Raw genomic sequence first — 14,597 nt, forward strand, 5'->3', positions numbered from 1 at the left:
AAAAATAAAAGAATTTCCTTATAAAATTGTAATGCTAGATGGCATTTTTTAATACTGCTTGAATTTATGCAAGCAGTATTTTTATTATCTATCTAGCATATTTTTTTTATTTTTTGTTACTTCTGATAAATCATCTAAGCGAGATAATTTTCTTCCTGATTTAATTTCAAGCTCTAGTTCTCGTCTATAAGCTTCAACCTCTCTATCAATTCTTTCTCTTATAATATCTTCTTCAGATCTATTTTTAAAATTTTCTGCAATTGATCGAACATATTCTATTATTGCTTCTCTTTTTTCTGGGCTTAATTCTAAAAAAGCTTCAACAACTTTAATTCCCATATCGTCTAAGGCATATTGTTTGGCAAGTTCTGATAAGTGAGAATTCTTACTTTTGTCAAACATTTTATCCTCTCCATAGCGTAACCAATTTTCATTTACATTGAACTCACGAGAAACGGATTTAATAACTTGATCTGTTAAAGCACGTCTTCCTTTTTCTATATTTCCTATTGCACTTCCAGTTACTCCTATTCGTTCTCCAAATTTTTCTAGTGTAAGATTTAATTTTTTTCTGAGAAGTGCAAGTCTTTCATTTTCGTTCATTTCATTCCCCTTTCTACAACAATTATATGGGTTTTAAGCTAAAAAATCAAGTTAATCATGTTCTAAGAATAAAAAACGCTTGACATATCATTCTTAGTTTAATATACTCTATTCAAAGAATAGATAAAGGGGAATGATTATGAATACCAGAGAATCAAAAATAGCAAGTTATACCAGAGAAGAAAAAGTATCTTCAAAAGAGTTTGTAAGATATTTTAAAAGACTGTCCCAAAAAGAGCAGGAAAAAATTTTATACATAATTAAGGGAGCTGCACTTGTAACGGACAAAGAAATTATTAATTAATAAAATCAAAAAATGTAGAGGTCAAAAAGTGTTTAAAGTTTTAAGAATATTTTGGTATTCGCCATTTTTATCAGATTCAAATAGGATAGCCATAGTAAAAACTGAAAACAACGGAGAGATTCGATATCACATTGGTACAGTTGAAGGAAATTCTAGAGAGGAGCAAATCCAGCATATTATAAATTATGGGGACTACTTTTATCCAGAAGATTTTCGCTAAAAAATTTGAAGTAATAAAAAGGTTATAGATATTAACAGAATAAGAAAGGGGTGTTTAAGATGGAAAATAAAGAAAAAATGTTAGAAGTTATAAAATCCCTTGAAGGGATTAGTTTAACAGATTGGGAAAGCATAAAAAAAGCTTTAGATTTATATTTTGCATATAAACAAAAAGAAAATGCCGCCAATATCAAAATTGACGACATCACTAAACTTAGGAATTATTTTCAATATCGCTAACTATTTGAATATGTACCCAAGGAATTGTATATAACTTGCCAAAATATTTAAAAACTAAAGACGGGAATTGATCCCAAGCGTGTTCCATATTCCTTTTATAAGGAGCATAAATTGGTGTTCTAGTTTTTTCCCATTCGCTGGGAGAAATGTTGTTGGGAATTATGACGCAGTTAGGATCGTCATTTAAACAAACCCAATTCCCAAGAATGCAAGCATAAATTTTAGACAATATAATCACCTCTCTTTATGAAGTGATTATATCATGGAGAATAATGATGTTAAAAATTAAAATTTGAGATTTATTTGGAGAGTGCAAATGGAAAATATAATTTCAAATGAAGCAATAAACGAAAAGCTGGACTACTTAATAAATTTAGTAGCTAGCCCAGAAAAAGAAATCTTTGATATGTATGAGTCGGCTGATTATTTAAGAATCAGCTACTCATCGTTGATAAGAGAAGTTAATAAGGGAAACATTAGGTACAAAATTTTAGGTAATAAAAGACTATTCAAAAAAGAATGGCTTGATGACTGGATGGAGGTATAATTATGGATTTAGAAAATTTGGAAGCCTTGATGAAAAATATTTCTGAATTTGATTTATTCTTTGACGAAGAAGATGTTGTAGAAGAAAAGCTGACATATAATATTTCAGAAGTTATTTCATCTCTGATTGTTGATATATTAGATTGTGGAATGAACTACAAGCATTTGATTGGTCAATATTTTATAGGACTTGTAAAAGGAAATGAAATTACAGATAAATGTAATATTCTTATGATCTATAAGGAAATTATGGATAATGAAGAATATGGTCTAATAGAATATTTCAAATATTATTCAAGTGATAAGTTAAGATTAATTAGTCTTTTATCAGAAAATTTAAGTAGTCTTATTGATGTAGGATTTGATTATTTTAACATATACAATGGACTGACAAATATAATTTTACTTACAAGATATTTTGAAACAAATTTAGAAAGATGTATTAGTGAGGCGATAAATTACCATATAGATTTAAAAAAACGTATAAATGGGGAAGTGTAGTTAGCGATGAAAACAAAAACAAGTAAATTACTTGATATTCCAGAACAGTTGTTATATGACCAAAATGTGATACCAAATGCCAAAATTTTATACAGTGAAATTATTGCCTTATCTGATAAGGCTGGAATATGTAGCCAAACTAATTCATATTTTGCTGAACTATATAAAGTTTCAAAGAGAACAATAAGTAACTGGTTATATAGTTTACTAAGCAATGGCTACATAGAAAGTGATGTCATAAGAGATTCAAATGGAACAAGTCGCTATATAAAAGTTATGAGAGTATAAAGTTATGGAAAAGTCTTACTATGCAATAATACCAGCTAATATTAGGTATGACGATAAACTAACAGCTAATGCAAAATTATTATATGGGGAAATTACAGCCTTATGTAATGAAAAAGGATATTGTAAAGCTACTAATTCATATTTTGCTGAATTATATAAGGTTTCAAAAAGGGCAATAAGTAATTGGATTGCACTTTTAGAAGATTGCGGTTATATAAAAACAAAAATAATTGACAACAATGAAAGATTAGTATTTATAAACTTAAATGATGTATTAAATGATAATACCCTAGAAAATCCGTTCTATGGTGAAGAAAACTTCATGCCATCAAATGATAATTCAACTATAATAAATGATAATTACCCTAGAAAAAATGTTCTATACCCTAGAAAAAATGTTCTATACCCTAGAAAAAATGTTCTATACCCTAGAAAAAATGTTCTATACCCTAGAAAAAATGTTCTATACCCTAGAAAAAATGTTCTATACCCTAGAAAAAATATTCTATACCCTAGAAAAAATGTTCTATACCCTAGAAAAAATGTTCTAGGGTACAAAAACACAGAAAACGTTGATAATAACGAGGTTACAGAACAATCGACTCCAAGTGATGATATATATAATAATATATATAATAATATCATCAACAACAACAACTCTATAGTTGATGATGATAATAAACATAATGTAAATATATACAAGTGCGAAATTGATAAACTGCTTAAACGAAAATCAACAACAACCCAGATAAAAAATTTTATAGATGAGTATAGCGAAGAAACGTTAAAAGAGCTACTAGACAGAATTAAAGAATCTACCTGGTTACAAAAAAACTTTGGATTTGTAAACTTAAACGATGATTTTTTGAAAATGATTTTAGTAGGCAAATACATTGATTTTACAAGCAACAAGGGATATGGGAACAAAAAAAAGTCTGCCAAGGGGACAAATTCATTTCATAACTTTGAGGGGCATACAGAGGACTTAACAGCTGATGAAATTGAGAAAATGGTAAAAGCTAAAAGGGATAAACTTCTAGAGCAGATTGAGTCTGGAGATGCAGAAAACGACCAGACGTAAAATTTGGCGCTTTAAATGCGCTAAAAAAATTAATGATAGGATGACTCTACAAAATAAAAATCGAACGTCTAAACAGATTTTAGACGGTTTAAAATTGAAATTGGAGGTCTAGATGGGCTCTATAATACGAGAATTAGAAAATGTTGCTTTTCTGAGAAAAAAATTAGATCTAAAAAAAGGGCAACTTGAAGCACTGAAAAAAGAAAGAACATATATAAAGGCTATTTCATATGATTTTTGTAAAAGAAGTGGCGGAAATACCGATCCAAACAAGCTTTCAGATAAAATACTAACTTTTGAAAAGGAGATAATTAGCGAAGCGGCGGAAATTATAGGCAGAATTAACGAAGTTAGAAGATATATAACAAAAATTGATGGAGATGAAGGGCTTGTACTTGAGATGAAATATCTTGAGGGAATGGATTGGCAAGAAATATCTGAAAGAATTGATAGGAGTCTTTCCCAATGCTTTTATTTAAGACGTAAAGGATTGGAGACTTTAGTTTCAATTGAAAAAAATAAATATTTAGTTTAACTTAAATTATTTTAAAATACACAATTTTAAAAATTAATAAGTGATTTAGTATAAAAAATCAAATTACTTCTTGCAAGATATATACATCAGACGTATAATAAAAATGAAAATAAACCAATTGATTAATTATCTTTTAGTGAAGGAGAATGTAAATGGGATTAGAATTTATACTTGGACCAATAGCTATAATATTAATTTTGTTACTAATTGTGGCTTTAATAAAACTTATCCAATTCAATATTATCTATATAGATTTATTCTTTATTTTTTGCATAGGTTTAATATTGGGGTTAGGAATTTTCAACTTTATAGATAAAGACAACATGTTGGCATATGGATTGACAATTGGAATAATTTTTAGTCTAATCTTTTATTTTATAATAAAACGAATTGCTAAAAGATCTGTTAAATTTTTCAAAATATATAATCAAATAATGTCTACAATAGCGGGATATTGTTTTACGCTACTAATAGCAAAGATTTTTAATAAAAGCGCAAAATTTTTAGGCTTTTACATATTTGGTCTTACGGGTGCTTTGCCTATAAATATACTAATTACAGTAGTCTTGACAATCGCATTTAGAAGGTGGACTTTAAAGAAAAGACAGATGTTTCTTGCAGAAAATTATGATTACACAGAGGAAAATAGTCCATACACAGAAGAAAAAACTGAAAACTATATAAATAATAATATATACTTAGATGAAAATTTAAAGACGTATTATGAATACCTAGATTTGCTCGGTTGTATGCACAATGATACTGATCAGACTATAAAAAATAGAGCTACATTTTTAATAAATAGGTACAATTCAAACGTTGAAGATAGTGAATTTAATAAAAGTTATGTTCAAAATATAAATGATGCAACTAACTATGTATTAAATTATAGAAAATTCATGGGGAGATAATGCAATTGTCAGAAAATATTAAAATAAATAAAACATCGCCATCTCAAATAAGAGCTAGCGTAAAATGGAATCAAGCAAATAAAGAAAAACATGATAAAATTAGAGGAAAATCAGCAACTAAAAAATATATTTTAGAACTTATAACAGAGAAAGAAGAACTGGAACAAGTAAAGTATTGGATAAAGATTAAAGAAAATAATTTAAAATAATATAGTGTTGATATGTAAAATAGAGATTGATTTTAATCAATCTCTATTTTATTACTATTATCAAGTATTTTAATAATGTTATTGGCAATTGCATTTATGACGGGAACAGCAGTACCTGAAGAAATGGGAAGAACAGGTGCTAGAGAGATGTTTTTAGCTACTCTTGATACTTCTATTAGTTCAGATGTCTTGAATACACTATATGAATTTAATATACAAGTTACAACAACGAAAAATATAAAAGAAGCATACTATTTTGACAATGAAAGGGTTCTAACTTTTGAAAAGCTAGTTGAAATATGTTTAAATAACGTTACTCATTGGAAAAATTTTAATTACACAGTGGAACAAAACGACCAAATTATTGAGCTTGTAACTAAGCAAATAGAAAAACATAAAAATCATAAGTTTGTAAAAGAATATTATGACGAACGATTGAAAAATATAAAAAAATGATTGACTTAGAAAGTTATCCACAGATTTTTAAAGTAAATAATAGTAAATAATAGTAAATAATAGTAAATAATAGTTGAAAGTCATATATAATATAAGTGTATTAATATATAGATTCTAAAGACCAAATTTAATAAAAAGAAGAAGATTCAAAGAGAGTCTTCTTTTTTTTATTTCAAGAAAGGAAGTGATGAACATGTCCATGGGGATTCAAGAAGCCATTATTGAAGCTGATTATTCTAGAGGCTTCATGTTGGCTGTAAAATTAAATGATTTATCTAGGGAAATCTTAAAAGAAATATTTTCTGAAGCAAATAATGAGCTTAAAAAAATAGAAAATGATGTAAAATATGCAGAATATGATGCTACGTCAGGTGAAAGAATGAAATACGAAAGAGACGGAGAGAAAATAAAAGAAAAATTAAAAAATGGAAGAATGAATTTTGGAATGACTGTAAATATCCCAGAAAAAGATGAAAAAATTTTAGCGGATATTTTCAAAGAGCATGGAATAAAATACCGATTTGAAAAAATAGATGATCAAATTAAGGTATATATTCTAGCACAAGATAAAAACAAGGTAGAAAAAGCATTCAAAAGCTTTATAGAAAAATTAAATGATTTATCTAGGGAAGAAAAAGCTCAAGATAAAAATAAGGAAAAATTTAAAGATGTGAAATCGAGACATCAAGAAAAATTTGATAAAGAAAATAGTAAACAAGATAAAGTTAAATTTAAAAATCAAGACTTGGAAAGGTAAGCGTATGAGATTTAAAAAAAATGACAACTATATAAAAGTTTTTATTTCCAGCATTTTATGTGCTGGATTTATTTATGAAATATATAAAAGAACAATGGAAGACAGAATGAGAGAAATAGCAAGGGAGGAGATTATAAATTTAGACGATCCATTAAATAGAGAGTTTTACAGCAAAGGGTATGACGAGTTTTAGAACAAGAAAGGAGATGTAAAAATGAACGCAAAAGAAATAAAAGAAACTTTAGATGAGCTATTCACATCAAATTACAAAGAAACAATAAAAGCCTTAATCTCTTATGAAACTGGCTTAAACAATGAAAAAAAATTAGAAGAAATTTATGAGAAATATGCCAATAGTGATACGTTTGATCTATTATCTAAAGAAATACTTGATATGGTAAATGGTAATAACATAGAAAGGGAACAAAAGGATATAAAACAAAAAGATTCAATCGGAATTTCTGGTAATCTTTTGGCAGACCCAGAAATTAAATCACTTAGCATAAATGGTGAAAATATAAAGGTTGCAAATTTCACAATTGTAGCAAAAGATGATAAAGGAGAAAAAAACTATTACAATGTTTCAGCCTATGGAGAAAAAATAAAAGACATTTCTCAATTTAAAAAATCGGATTTTGTAAATATTTTTGGTAAAGAAAAGATAAGCAAATCAAAAGATGGAAAAGAATATAAAAATATAAAATTATTGAAAGCAAAAATGCTAAAAGAATTTAGCAAAGAAAATAGTAAACAAGATAAGGCAAAGGATAATTCTATGGAACGATGAAATGAACAAAATTTTAGAAGGAATAAAAGGCGACTTAAACAGTCTAATACAGTCTAAAAAAAACGACCTAAAAGATATTAGCAAAAAGGATCTATTTATAAAAAATTTTCCTTATTTGCTTATTTTTTTCTTTCTGAACAGATTTTTTTATATATATTTAGAACTTGGATTCTGGCAGTCTTTTAAAAATTTGAACACAATTTTTACAATGGATATGGAGCTATTTCCAATAGGAAAGAGCTTATTATATAGCTTAATAGGAACTATGGCTTTAAAAATAGCTGTACTATATAAATTAAAAAACGCAAGAAAGTTCAGAAAGGGTGAGGAGTATGGATCAGCGAGATGGGCTAAGTCCAATGAGATAAAACCGTTTATAGATTTAGAAAACCCTGATAATAACATAATATTGACAAAAACAGAAGTATTAACAATGGAAGAAAGACTACCAAAACGCAAGATAGCATATTCCAGAAATAAAAATGTACTTGTAATTGGTGGCTCAGGCTCAGGTAAAACACGTTTTTTTGTAAAGCCAAATCTTATGCAGCTTCACTCCTCATATGTTGTAACTGATCCTAAAGGTAGCTTAATCGTAGAAACTGGGAAAATGTTCGAAGATAGCGGATATGATATAAAGACATTTAATACTATAAATTTTTCGAAATCAATGCACTATAATCCGTTTTCTTATGTAAAAACTGAAAAAGACATTCTAAAACTAGTTACAACAATAATGGTAAACACTAAGGGAGAAGGAGAAAAGGCAACAGAAGATTTTTGGACAAAAGCTGAAAGGCTTTTATACAATGCTTTGATTGCCTATATAGTGTTTGAATTAAAAGAAGAAGATAGACATTTTGGAACACTTATCGATTTGATTGATAATTCGCAAGTTAAAGAAGATGATGAGAATTTCAAAAGTCTAGTTGACTATATATTTGAAGAGCTAGAGGAGAAAAAAGGAAATATTTTCTCTGTAAGGCAATATAAAAAATACAAGCTTGCAGCTGGAAAAACTGCAAAATCAATACTGATATCTTGTGGAGCTAGACTTGCTCCATTTGATATAAATGAACTAAGAGAAGTAATGTCTTACGATGAACTTGAGTTAGACAAATTAGGAGGGTATAATGAAAACATAAGAATTAGAGGAAAAGAGCTTCTTGAAGGCGATAAGATCGATATAAAAGATAAACAAATATATTTATCTAAGAAAGCTTGCTTAAAAATTAAAAATGAATGTTCAGATCAATATTTTAAAGTTCAAAGACTTAATAAAAAGAAAAAAGTCTTATTTATCATTATTTCTGATACAGACGACACTTTTAACTTTGTTGTAGCAATGCTTTATACTCAATTGTTCAACTTACTATGCGATAAGGCAGATGATGAGTTTGACGGAAGACTTCCAAATCATGTCAGATGTATACTTGATGAGTTTGCAAATATAGGGCAAATTCCTAAATTTGAAAAACTTATAGCAACTATAAGGTCAAGGTCAATATCTGCTTGTGTTATCTTACAAGCTCAATCACAGCTAAAAGATATCTATAAAGAAAAAGCTGATACCATCATAGGAAACTGTGATACAACTCTTTTTTTAGGTGGAAAGGAATACTCTACACTAGAATCTTTAGAAAAAGTTCTAGGAAAGGAAACAATAGAATTATTTAACACATCTGAAACTAGAGGCAGAGAAAAATCAGCAGGCACAAACTATCAAAAACTTGGTCGATCTCTTATGAGTCAAGACGAGATAGCGGTAATGCCAGGCAATAGATGTATTTTACAAATTAGAGGTGCCAGACCTTGGTATAGTAATAAATATGTTTTAGAGGATCACAAAAGATTTTCTCAAACATCAGACTATTCAAAAAAGAATAATTTTGATATTAAAAAATACATGGATAAAATAAACCCAAATAAAATAGATCCATGGACAAAAGAAGTTACAGAGTTAAAAGAGTCCGATATAGAAGAATATTTTAAAACCTTAAATTAATTTTAATAAAGTCAAATATAGAAAGGAGAAAAAATGACAGGATATGATTATATGGTAATGGCAGCAGAACATTCTAAATATAATGCTAATCACTGGTTTAGATATCTAAGCAAGGTCATTTATGAAGACTCAATCTATATTGATGATGATACTTTCAATAAGCTATACAAATCAAATAAGCTCACAAAATATCAAAAAGTGACTTTAAAATTAGCCATCAAAAAAGGAAGTAGCGTAAATGAATGCGTAATAAGCCTTAACAAGCCAGCTAAACTCAAAAACCTACAAGAATATTTTAAAAGAAAGGACAGCATAATTGAGAGAGGAACAATTTAAAAAACTAAATGATGAATTAAAAAAAATTAATAGGGATCTCACAATAATATGTGCTGGAGGATATATTTTAGAAAAACTTGGAATAAGGACAACAATTGATGTTGATGCTTTTTTTACTTCCGACAAAGAAATTGATGGGATCATAAAAAAAGTGGGAGAAGAATTATCTATAAATTCAAGCAAAGAAAATTGGTTGAATAATTCAATACAAAATCTTAACGAAATTCCACCCATAGAAGAATGTCAAACCGACTATTCATTTTCGAATCTTACTGTATATTCAGTTCCAGTAGAATACTTAATTGGAATGAAGATGAAAAGTATGAGGGAAAAAGATATATTTGATATAAGCAGATTAATAAAAATATTAAAAATAATCAATCCTGAAGAACTCGAAGCAAAACTTAACAAAAGAGGATTTAATCCAGATTCTTCAATTATATTAGAGTGTTTTGCAGAAGCCTATGGAATTGAATGGCTGAGCGATTATCTTATGAAAATAGAAGAAAATAAACTTAAAGAAGATCTAAAAAAAGATCGGCAAAAAGAAGATAGACCTAAAGGAAATGATTATGTTAGATAAACCTCAAATAGCTTACTTAGAAAAATTGAAAAGCGAAAATTAAAAGACCTTTAAAGGTCTTTTTTTGATGCAAAAGGAGAATGTAAACAATGGAAAAGAAAAATAGAATATTAAGCATAATATTGTCTGTAATAATGATCTTAGGAATTATTCCAACTAACATTTTTGCACAAGAAAATGTTAAATATGCTACAGATCCGACTACAGCTAAAGACAATGAGTATGTTTATATTGAAAATCAAAAATTAAAAGAAGATTTTTTAAGAATATTAAAAGATAGAAATTGCAGATATTCAGCAGGTTTAAATGGTAGGCAAGAAGCTCAAGTTTTACTTACAGACATGAATTATGTAAAACCTTCTAATCAAAACGAAATAACTGTAAAAGAGGCAAAGCTGTTTAAAGCTTACCCTAACCAAACGAATGGAAGTATAAACACAGCTATCCCTGGAGATACATTTAATATTGTATCTCTTAAAGGCTTAGAATATTTTGCGAATTTAGAAGTTCTGGTAATAAACAATGGAAAAGTAAAAGATTTGACACCATTAAAAAACTTAAAAAAACTCAGAATACTTTCATTAACAACAAGTAAAGAAATACCAACAGAATTAGAAAATTTAAGTCCTTTAAAGGATTTAACCAATCTTTCAGCCTTAGAACTTGGGAAAATGCTTGCTAATTGGGGAAAATTTGATAACGAAAACTTGAAAATTAAAAGAAATAATATTAAAGATATAAGCTATCTTTCGAATTTAACAAATTTAAAATTTTTATGTATAGACGGTGGATATATTAAAGACCTAAGTCCTTTAAAAAATTTAAGAAACCTTAAAGTTTTAGCGGCACAATCTAATGAGATATCAGATATTTCAATATTAACTAAATTACCCAGCTTAGCTGGAGCTGAACTGTATAACAATAAAATATCAGACTTGTCAAAACTTACTGGTGCAATTGGTTTAAATTTAAAGGCATTAGGTTTATCAGATAACTTTATTTCAGATATAACTCCATTAGCAAATACAAATTTCGACAATTTAGATTTAAGCAATCAACATGTGGAAATTAAGGCTAACTCTAAGACTATTAAAAATCCCTTAAAAACACCAGATAATTCAAAGATAACTTATCAAAAAGACGATACAAAGTATTTAATAAATGGTAATACAATAACTATAAAGGATACATCTAAAGAAAAAATAATTATTCCATTTGATTCTCATCAAATGGGAAAGTCAACAACATTTCTTTCAGATTATTCTGGGCATATAACAGCTCAAGTGAGCAAAGAGTATAGTGAAAAACGTAATTTCAAAGGAGAAATATCTATACTTTTATCAAAAGCTGTCATGTTTAAACCAACTATAGTAGAAGAAAAGGTAACTATTGGAAGCCCTATTGATTTAACTGATAATATTAGCAATTTGCCAGAAGGAGCAAGCGTAAAAGATATATCAAACCCTAAAATCGATATTAACAAAATTCAAGAAACTAGTGGAAAAGTTAAGGTAACATTTAAAGATGGCTCAAGTGCAGAATATGAAATTCCAGTAAAGATTGAAAATATTGTTTGTGAAGAAACAAAGCCTCTAAAAGATAGGATAAGAGAACTTGAAGGACAAATAGGAGAGCTTCAAGGACAAAAGACCAAGCTAGAAGAAAATGTAAATAGACTTACACAAGAAGTAGCCACAGCTAATTCTGACAAAGAGAAAATTACAAATGAACTTAATGAGTCAAAAACAAAATTAGAAGCTGCCAACAATAAAATAACAGAACTTGAAAGAAAAATAAAAACACTTGAAGAAGAAATAAAAACCCTGAAAGAAGAAAACGAACAACTTAAAAAAGACAAGGTAGCCTTAGAAGAAGAAATAAAAACCTTAAAGGAGCAATTAGCTACTTGTAAAGAATCTAATGAAAAACTTCAAGAGAAAATTTCCAATCTTGAAAAGGAAATTGAAACTCTAAAGGAAGCAAATGCTGAAAAAGACAATAAAATAAAAGATTTAGAAAAACAAATCGCTGAAAAAGAAAAAAACCTTGAAAATATTAAAAAAGAGCTTGAAAATGCTGATGAACTAATAAAAAAATTAAGAGCAGAAAAAGCAAAACTAGTAGATGAAATAAATGACAAAAAATCTGAGCTTGAACAAGCAAAACAAGATCTTGAAAACTTGAAGCAAGAACTTGAAGCTGAAAAAACTAAAGCCAAAGAAGAAAAAGAAAATTTACAAAAACAAGTTGATGAAGTTAATAAAAATCTTGAGGACTTAAACAAGAAGCTTAAAGGTATTCAAGAAGAAAAACATAATTTACAAGAAAATCTAGATGCTGAAAAAGCTAAGACAGATAAAAACGAAGAAAAAATAAAGGATTTAGAGAATAAAATTGTTGATAAAAATAAACAAGAAGAAGAATTAACTAAAGAAAAAGAAACATTAACACAAAAAACTAAAGACCTTGGGGATAAAATTGTAGAAAAAGATAAAGAAATAGAAAAACTTAACTTAACAATTACTGAAAAAGAAAATAACATAAAAGGCTTAGAAACAAAAATCTCAAACTTAGAGAACGAAAAGAAAGACCTTGAAGAAAAAATTAAAAATTTACTAGATAAAGATAATTCTAAAGATGAATTACTAGCAAAGCTTAACAAAGAGATAGAAAATTTAAAGGCTGAGTTAGAAAAAATCAATAAGGAATCTAAAAATAAAGATAAAACTATAGAAGATATAAAAAGAGAAAACGATCTAAAAGAAGCAAAAAGACTTGTAGAAGAAGCTGAAAAAACAAAGACAAAAGAAGCTAAAGACAAGGCACAAAATGCTATAAATAAGTTGGCAGACTCGGCTGAGAAAAATGCACTTCAAGAAAGATTAAATAAAGTTGAGTTGGAAGAAACTGACCCAAATAAAGATCTAAGAACGCAAATAGAAAAACTAATAAAAAAAGCTGAAAGAGAAATTGAAAAGAACAAAGATGTTTCAAGAACTCAGCAAAGAAAAATTGAAGATGTAATTGATGAAGCTAAAGAAACATTAATAAACAAAAAAGCGGACAGAAATGATTTAAAAGAAGTAAAAAGAAAACTAGAAGATGCTCTAGATTCACTTCTAGTGGCAGACAATATATTTACAAGAGTTAATAAATCTAAACTTGAAATAGCCATTAAAGATGCAGAAAGCATAGATAAAAAATCTCTAAATATATATGAAGAAGACGATTTAAATAGAGCCATAAATGAAGCTAAAAAAGTATATTATGACTACAAATCAAATCAAAACGAAGTAGACAAACAAGCTGATAATTTAAAAAAACTTGTAGATAAATACAAGAAATATAGGAAAAATGAATCTAAATTATCAAAAATTATTAATGAAGCTGGAAGTGAAAATCTTCAAAATTATTTGGATAAAATCAGAATAAAATCTTCAAAAGATTTACTAGAAAGCAAGAGAGTTAGCGATGATAGAAACTACACAAGCTTGAAATACGTTTTTAAAATCAATGCGTATAAGTATGCAGAGGCAACAAATAAGGAAATAAATATCTACAAAATAGATGTTAAGCCAGTTGTTAGAAATGACAGAACAATGATGCCTCTAAGATATGTAGGATATGTTTTAGGTGCTGATGTAGCTTACGACAATTACACAAGAACAGCTAGTTTTACAAGAAATGGTATAACAGCTAAGATTCAAATAGACGGAAATCAAATTGTTACCTCAGATGGAAAAAGCTACACTATGGATTCAAAGCCACTAAACATCAATAACAGAATTCTAGTATCTCTAACAAATATATCAAGAGTTTTTAATATTACAAATGGAGATACAGATGATGGAATTGATCAAGATATCGAATGGAATCAAAATGATAAGACAGTAACCATAAATATAGTTAGATAAAGACAATAAGAAGGCAAGATTTTTACTTGCCTTCTTTAAATTTTAAAAATTAGGAGGAATAATATGGATTTTATTCAACAATCAGTACAAGCATTAGGAACTTTAGTAACAGCAATAGGAGCAGGACTTGGAGCTTGGGGTATCGTAAACTTAATTGAAGGATATGGCGGAGATAACCCAGGAGCTAAATCACAAGGCATTAAGCAGCTTATGGCTGGAGGGGGACTTGTTTTAATAGCACAACAAGTAATTCCTCTTTTAGCAAATCAATTTAATGGATAAGGGGGAATTCCTCTTATCCATTAAATTTTTAGAGGTAAGA

The 14,597-nt window shown here is 28.1% G+C and carries 20 protein-coding genes; 19 read left to right on the forward strand and 1 reads right to left on the reverse strand.

Going from position 1 to position 14,597, the window contains the following annotated elements; all coding sequences use genetic code 11:
- Positions 1 to 84: 84 nt before the first annotated feature.
- Entirely contained in the window at positions 85 to 603 is a 519-nt protein-coding gene (locus LV469_01225) for a helix-turn-helix domain-containing protein (protein UHR02933.1), read from the reverse strand.
- Positions 604 to 742: 139 nt separating this feature from the next.
- Between LV469_01225 and LV469_01230 the strand changes: the two genes are divergently transcribed.
- From LV469_01230 to LV469_01320, 19 genes are all read left to right on the forward strand, one after another.
- The gene (locus LV469_01230) at positions 743 to 907 is read left to right on the forward strand and encodes a hypothetical protein (protein ID UHR02934.1); all 165 of its coding nucleotides are present in this window, start codon (positions 743 to 745) and stop codon (positions 905 to 907) included.
- Between the two features lie 28 nt (positions 908 to 935).
- Positions 936 to 1,127, forward strand: coding sequence for a hypothetical protein (locus tag LV469_01235; GenBank protein UHR02935.1), 192 nt, complete (start codon positions 936 to 938; stop codon positions 1,125 to 1,127).
- Between the two features lie 59 nt (positions 1,128 to 1,186).
- Positions 1,187 to 1,366: a hypothetical protein gene (locus LV469_01240; protein ID UHR02936.1), complete on the forward strand. Its 180-nt coding sequence runs from the start codon at positions 1,187 to 1,189 to the stop codon at positions 1,364 to 1,366.
- A gap of 316 nt (positions 1,367 to 1,682) precedes the next feature.
- Positions 1,683 to 1,913, forward strand: a complete 231-nt coding sequence (locus LV469_01245) for an excisionase family DNA-binding protein (protein UHR02937.1) — start codon at positions 1,683 to 1,685, stop codon at positions 1,911 to 1,913.
- A 2-nt stretch (positions 1,914 to 1,915) separates the two neighbouring features.
- Positions 1,916 to 2,413: a hypothetical protein gene (locus tag LV469_01250; protein UHR02938.1), complete on the forward strand. Its 498-nt coding sequence runs from the start codon at positions 1,916 to 1,918 to the stop codon at positions 2,411 to 2,413.
- A 6-nt stretch (positions 2,414 to 2,419) separates the two neighbouring features.
- The gene (locus tag LV469_01255; GenBank protein UHR02939.1) at positions 2,420 to 2,701 is read left to right on the forward strand and encodes a helix-turn-helix domain-containing protein; all 282 of its coding nucleotides are present in this window, start codon (positions 2,420 to 2,422) and stop codon (positions 2,699 to 2,701) included.
- 4 nt (positions 2,702 to 2,705) lie between these two features.
- Positions 2,706 to 3,782: a helix-turn-helix domain-containing protein gene (locus LV469_01260; GenBank protein UHR02940.1), complete on the forward strand. Its 1,077-nt coding sequence runs from the start codon at positions 2,706 to 2,708 to the stop codon at positions 3,780 to 3,782.
- A gap of 112 nt (positions 3,783 to 3,894) precedes the next feature.
- Positions 3,895 to 4,317: a DUF1492 domain-containing protein gene (locus LV469_01265; GenBank protein ID UHR02941.1), complete on the forward strand. Its 423-nt coding sequence runs from the start codon at positions 3,895 to 3,897 to the stop codon at positions 4,315 to 4,317.
- Positions 4,318 to 4,469: 152 nt separating this feature from the next.
- Positions 4,470 to 5,228: a hypothetical protein gene (locus LV469_01270; GenBank protein UHR02942.1), complete on the forward strand. Its 759-nt coding sequence runs from the start codon at positions 4,470 to 4,472 to the stop codon at positions 5,226 to 5,228.
- Positions 5,228 to 5,437, forward strand: a complete 210-nt coding sequence (locus LV469_01275; protein UHR02943.1) for a hypothetical protein — start codon at positions 5,228 to 5,230, stop codon at positions 5,435 to 5,437. Before LV469_01270 ends, LV469_01275 begins: the two co-directional genes overlap by 1 nt.
- 96 nt (positions 5,438 to 5,533) lie before the next feature.
- Positions 5,534 to 5,893, forward strand: a complete 360-nt coding sequence (locus LV469_01280; GenBank protein ID UHR02944.1) for a hypothetical protein — start codon at positions 5,534 to 5,536, stop codon at positions 5,891 to 5,893.
- Positions 5,894 to 6,080: 187 nt separating this feature from the next.
- Positions 6,081 to 6,650 (forward strand): hypothetical protein, encoded by a 570-nt coding sequence (locus LV469_01285; GenBank protein UHR02945.1) that lies wholly within the window; start codon positions 6,081 to 6,083, stop codon positions 6,648 to 6,650.
- 4 nt (positions 6,651 to 6,654) lie between these two features.
- Positions 6,655 to 6,843, forward strand: coding sequence for a hypothetical protein (locus tag LV469_01290; GenBank protein ID UHR02946.1), 189 nt, complete (start codon positions 6,655 to 6,657; stop codon positions 6,841 to 6,843).
- A 21-nt stretch (positions 6,844 to 6,864) separates the two neighbouring features.
- Positions 6,865 to 7,437: a single-stranded DNA-binding protein gene (locus tag LV469_01295; GenBank protein UHR02947.1), complete on the forward strand. Its 573-nt coding sequence runs from the start codon at positions 6,865 to 6,867 to the stop codon at positions 7,435 to 7,437.
- 265 nt (positions 7,438 to 7,702) lie between these two features.
- Entirely contained in the window at positions 7,703 to 9,442 is a 1,740-nt protein-coding gene (locus LV469_01300; GenBank protein ID UHR03569.1) for a type IV secretory system conjugative DNA transfer family protein, read from the forward strand.
- A gap of 33 nt (positions 9,443 to 9,475) precedes the next feature.
- On the forward strand, positions 9,476 to 9,778 hold the full coding sequence (locus LV469_01305; GenBank protein UHR02948.1) for a hypothetical protein: 303 nt from the start codon (positions 9,476 to 9,478) through the stop codon (positions 9,776 to 9,778).
- Positions 9,759 to 10,361 (forward strand): DUF6036 family nucleotidyltransferase, encoded by a 603-nt coding sequence (locus tag LV469_01310; GenBank protein UHR02949.1) that lies wholly within the window; start codon positions 9,759 to 9,761, stop codon positions 10,359 to 10,361. Before LV469_01305 ends, LV469_01310 begins: the two co-directional genes overlap by 20 nt.
- Before the next feature lie 89 nt (positions 10,362 to 10,450).
- Positions 10,451 to 14,275 carry a hypothetical protein gene (locus LV469_01315; GenBank protein ID UHR02950.1) on the forward strand — a complete coding sequence of 1,275 codons (3,825 nt, stop codon included), beginning with the start codon at positions 10,451 to 10,453 and terminating at the stop codon, positions 14,273 to 14,275.
- A 63-nt stretch (positions 14,276 to 14,338) separates the two neighbouring features.
- Positions 14,339 to 14,557: a Maff2 family protein gene (locus LV469_01320; protein UHR02951.1), complete on the forward strand. Its 219-nt coding sequence runs from the start codon at positions 14,339 to 14,341 to the stop codon at positions 14,555 to 14,557.
- Positions 14,558 to 14,597: the final 40 nt, after the last annotated feature.

It is taken from the genome of Peptoniphilus sp. GNH, assembly GCA_021307325.1.
Lineage (GTDB): Bacteria > Bacillota > Clostridia > Tissierellales > Peptoniphilaceae > KA00134.

Excerpts from the sequence above, each read along its gene's own strand:
- LV469_01275 (UHR02943.1), top strand. The coding sequence starts at position 5,228 with ATGCAATTGTCAGAAAATATTAAAATAAATAAAACATCGCCATCTCAA.
- LV469_01240 (UHR02936.1), top strand. The coding sequence starts at position 1,187 with ATGGAAAATAAAGAAAAAATGTTAGAAGTTATAAAATCCCTTGAAGGG.
- LV469_01285 (UHR02945.1), top strand. The coding sequence starts at position 6,081 with ATGAACATGTCCATGGGGATTCAAGAAGCCATTATTGAAGCTGATTAT.
- LV469_01260 (UHR02940.1), top strand. The coding sequence starts at position 2,706 with ATGGAAAAGTCTTACTATGCAATAATACCAGCTAATATTAGGTATGAC.
- LV469_01295 (UHR02947.1), top strand. The coding sequence starts at position 6,865 with ATGAACGCAAAAGAAATAAAAGAAACTTTAGATGAGCTATTCACATCA.
- LV469_01290 (UHR02946.1), top strand. The coding sequence starts at position 6,655 with ATGAGATTTAAAAAAAATGACAACTATATAAAAGTTTTTATTTCCAGC.
- LV469_01230 (UHR02934.1), top strand. The coding sequence starts at position 743 with ATGAATACCAGAGAATCAAAAATAGCAAGTTATACCAGAGAAGAAAAA.
- LV469_01245 (UHR02937.1), top strand. The coding sequence starts at position 1,683 with ATGGAAAATATAATTTCAAATGAAGCAATAAACGAAAAGCTGGACTAC.
- LV469_01315 (UHR02950.1), top strand. The coding sequence starts at position 10,451 with ATGGAAAAGAAAAATAGAATATTAAGCATAATATTGTCTGTAATAATG.
- LV469_01300 (UHR03569.1), top strand. The coding sequence starts at position 7,703 with ATGGCTTTAAAAATAGCTGTACTATATAAATTAAAAAACGCAAGAAAG.
- LV469_01320 (UHR02951.1), top strand. The coding sequence starts at position 14,339 with ATGGATTTTATTCAACAATCAGTACAAGCATTAGGAACTTTAGTAACA.
- LV469_01225 (UHR02933.1), bottom strand. The coding sequence starts at position 603 with ATGAACGAAAATGAAAGACTTGCACTTCTCAGAAAAAAATTAAATCTT.
- LV469_01255 (UHR02939.1), top strand. The coding sequence starts at position 2,420 with ATGAAAACAAAAACAAGTAAATTACTTGATATTCCAGAACAGTTGTTA.
- LV469_01270 (UHR02942.1), top strand. The coding sequence starts at position 4,470 with ATGGGATTAGAATTTATACTTGGACCAATAGCTATAATATTAATTTTG.
- LV469_01305 (UHR02948.1), top strand. The coding sequence starts at position 9,476 with ATGACAGGATATGATTATATGGTAATGGCAGCAGAACATTCTAAATAT.
- LV469_01250 (UHR02938.1), top strand. The coding sequence starts at position 1,916 with ATGGATTTAGAAAATTTGGAAGCCTTGATGAAAAATATTTCTGAATTT.
- LV469_01280 (UHR02944.1), top strand. The coding sequence starts at position 5,534 with ATGACGGGAACAGCAGTACCTGAAGAAATGGGAAGAACAGGTGCTAGA.
- LV469_01265 (UHR02941.1), top strand. The coding sequence starts at position 3,895 with ATGGGCTCTATAATACGAGAATTAGAAAATGTTGCTTTTCTGAGAAAA.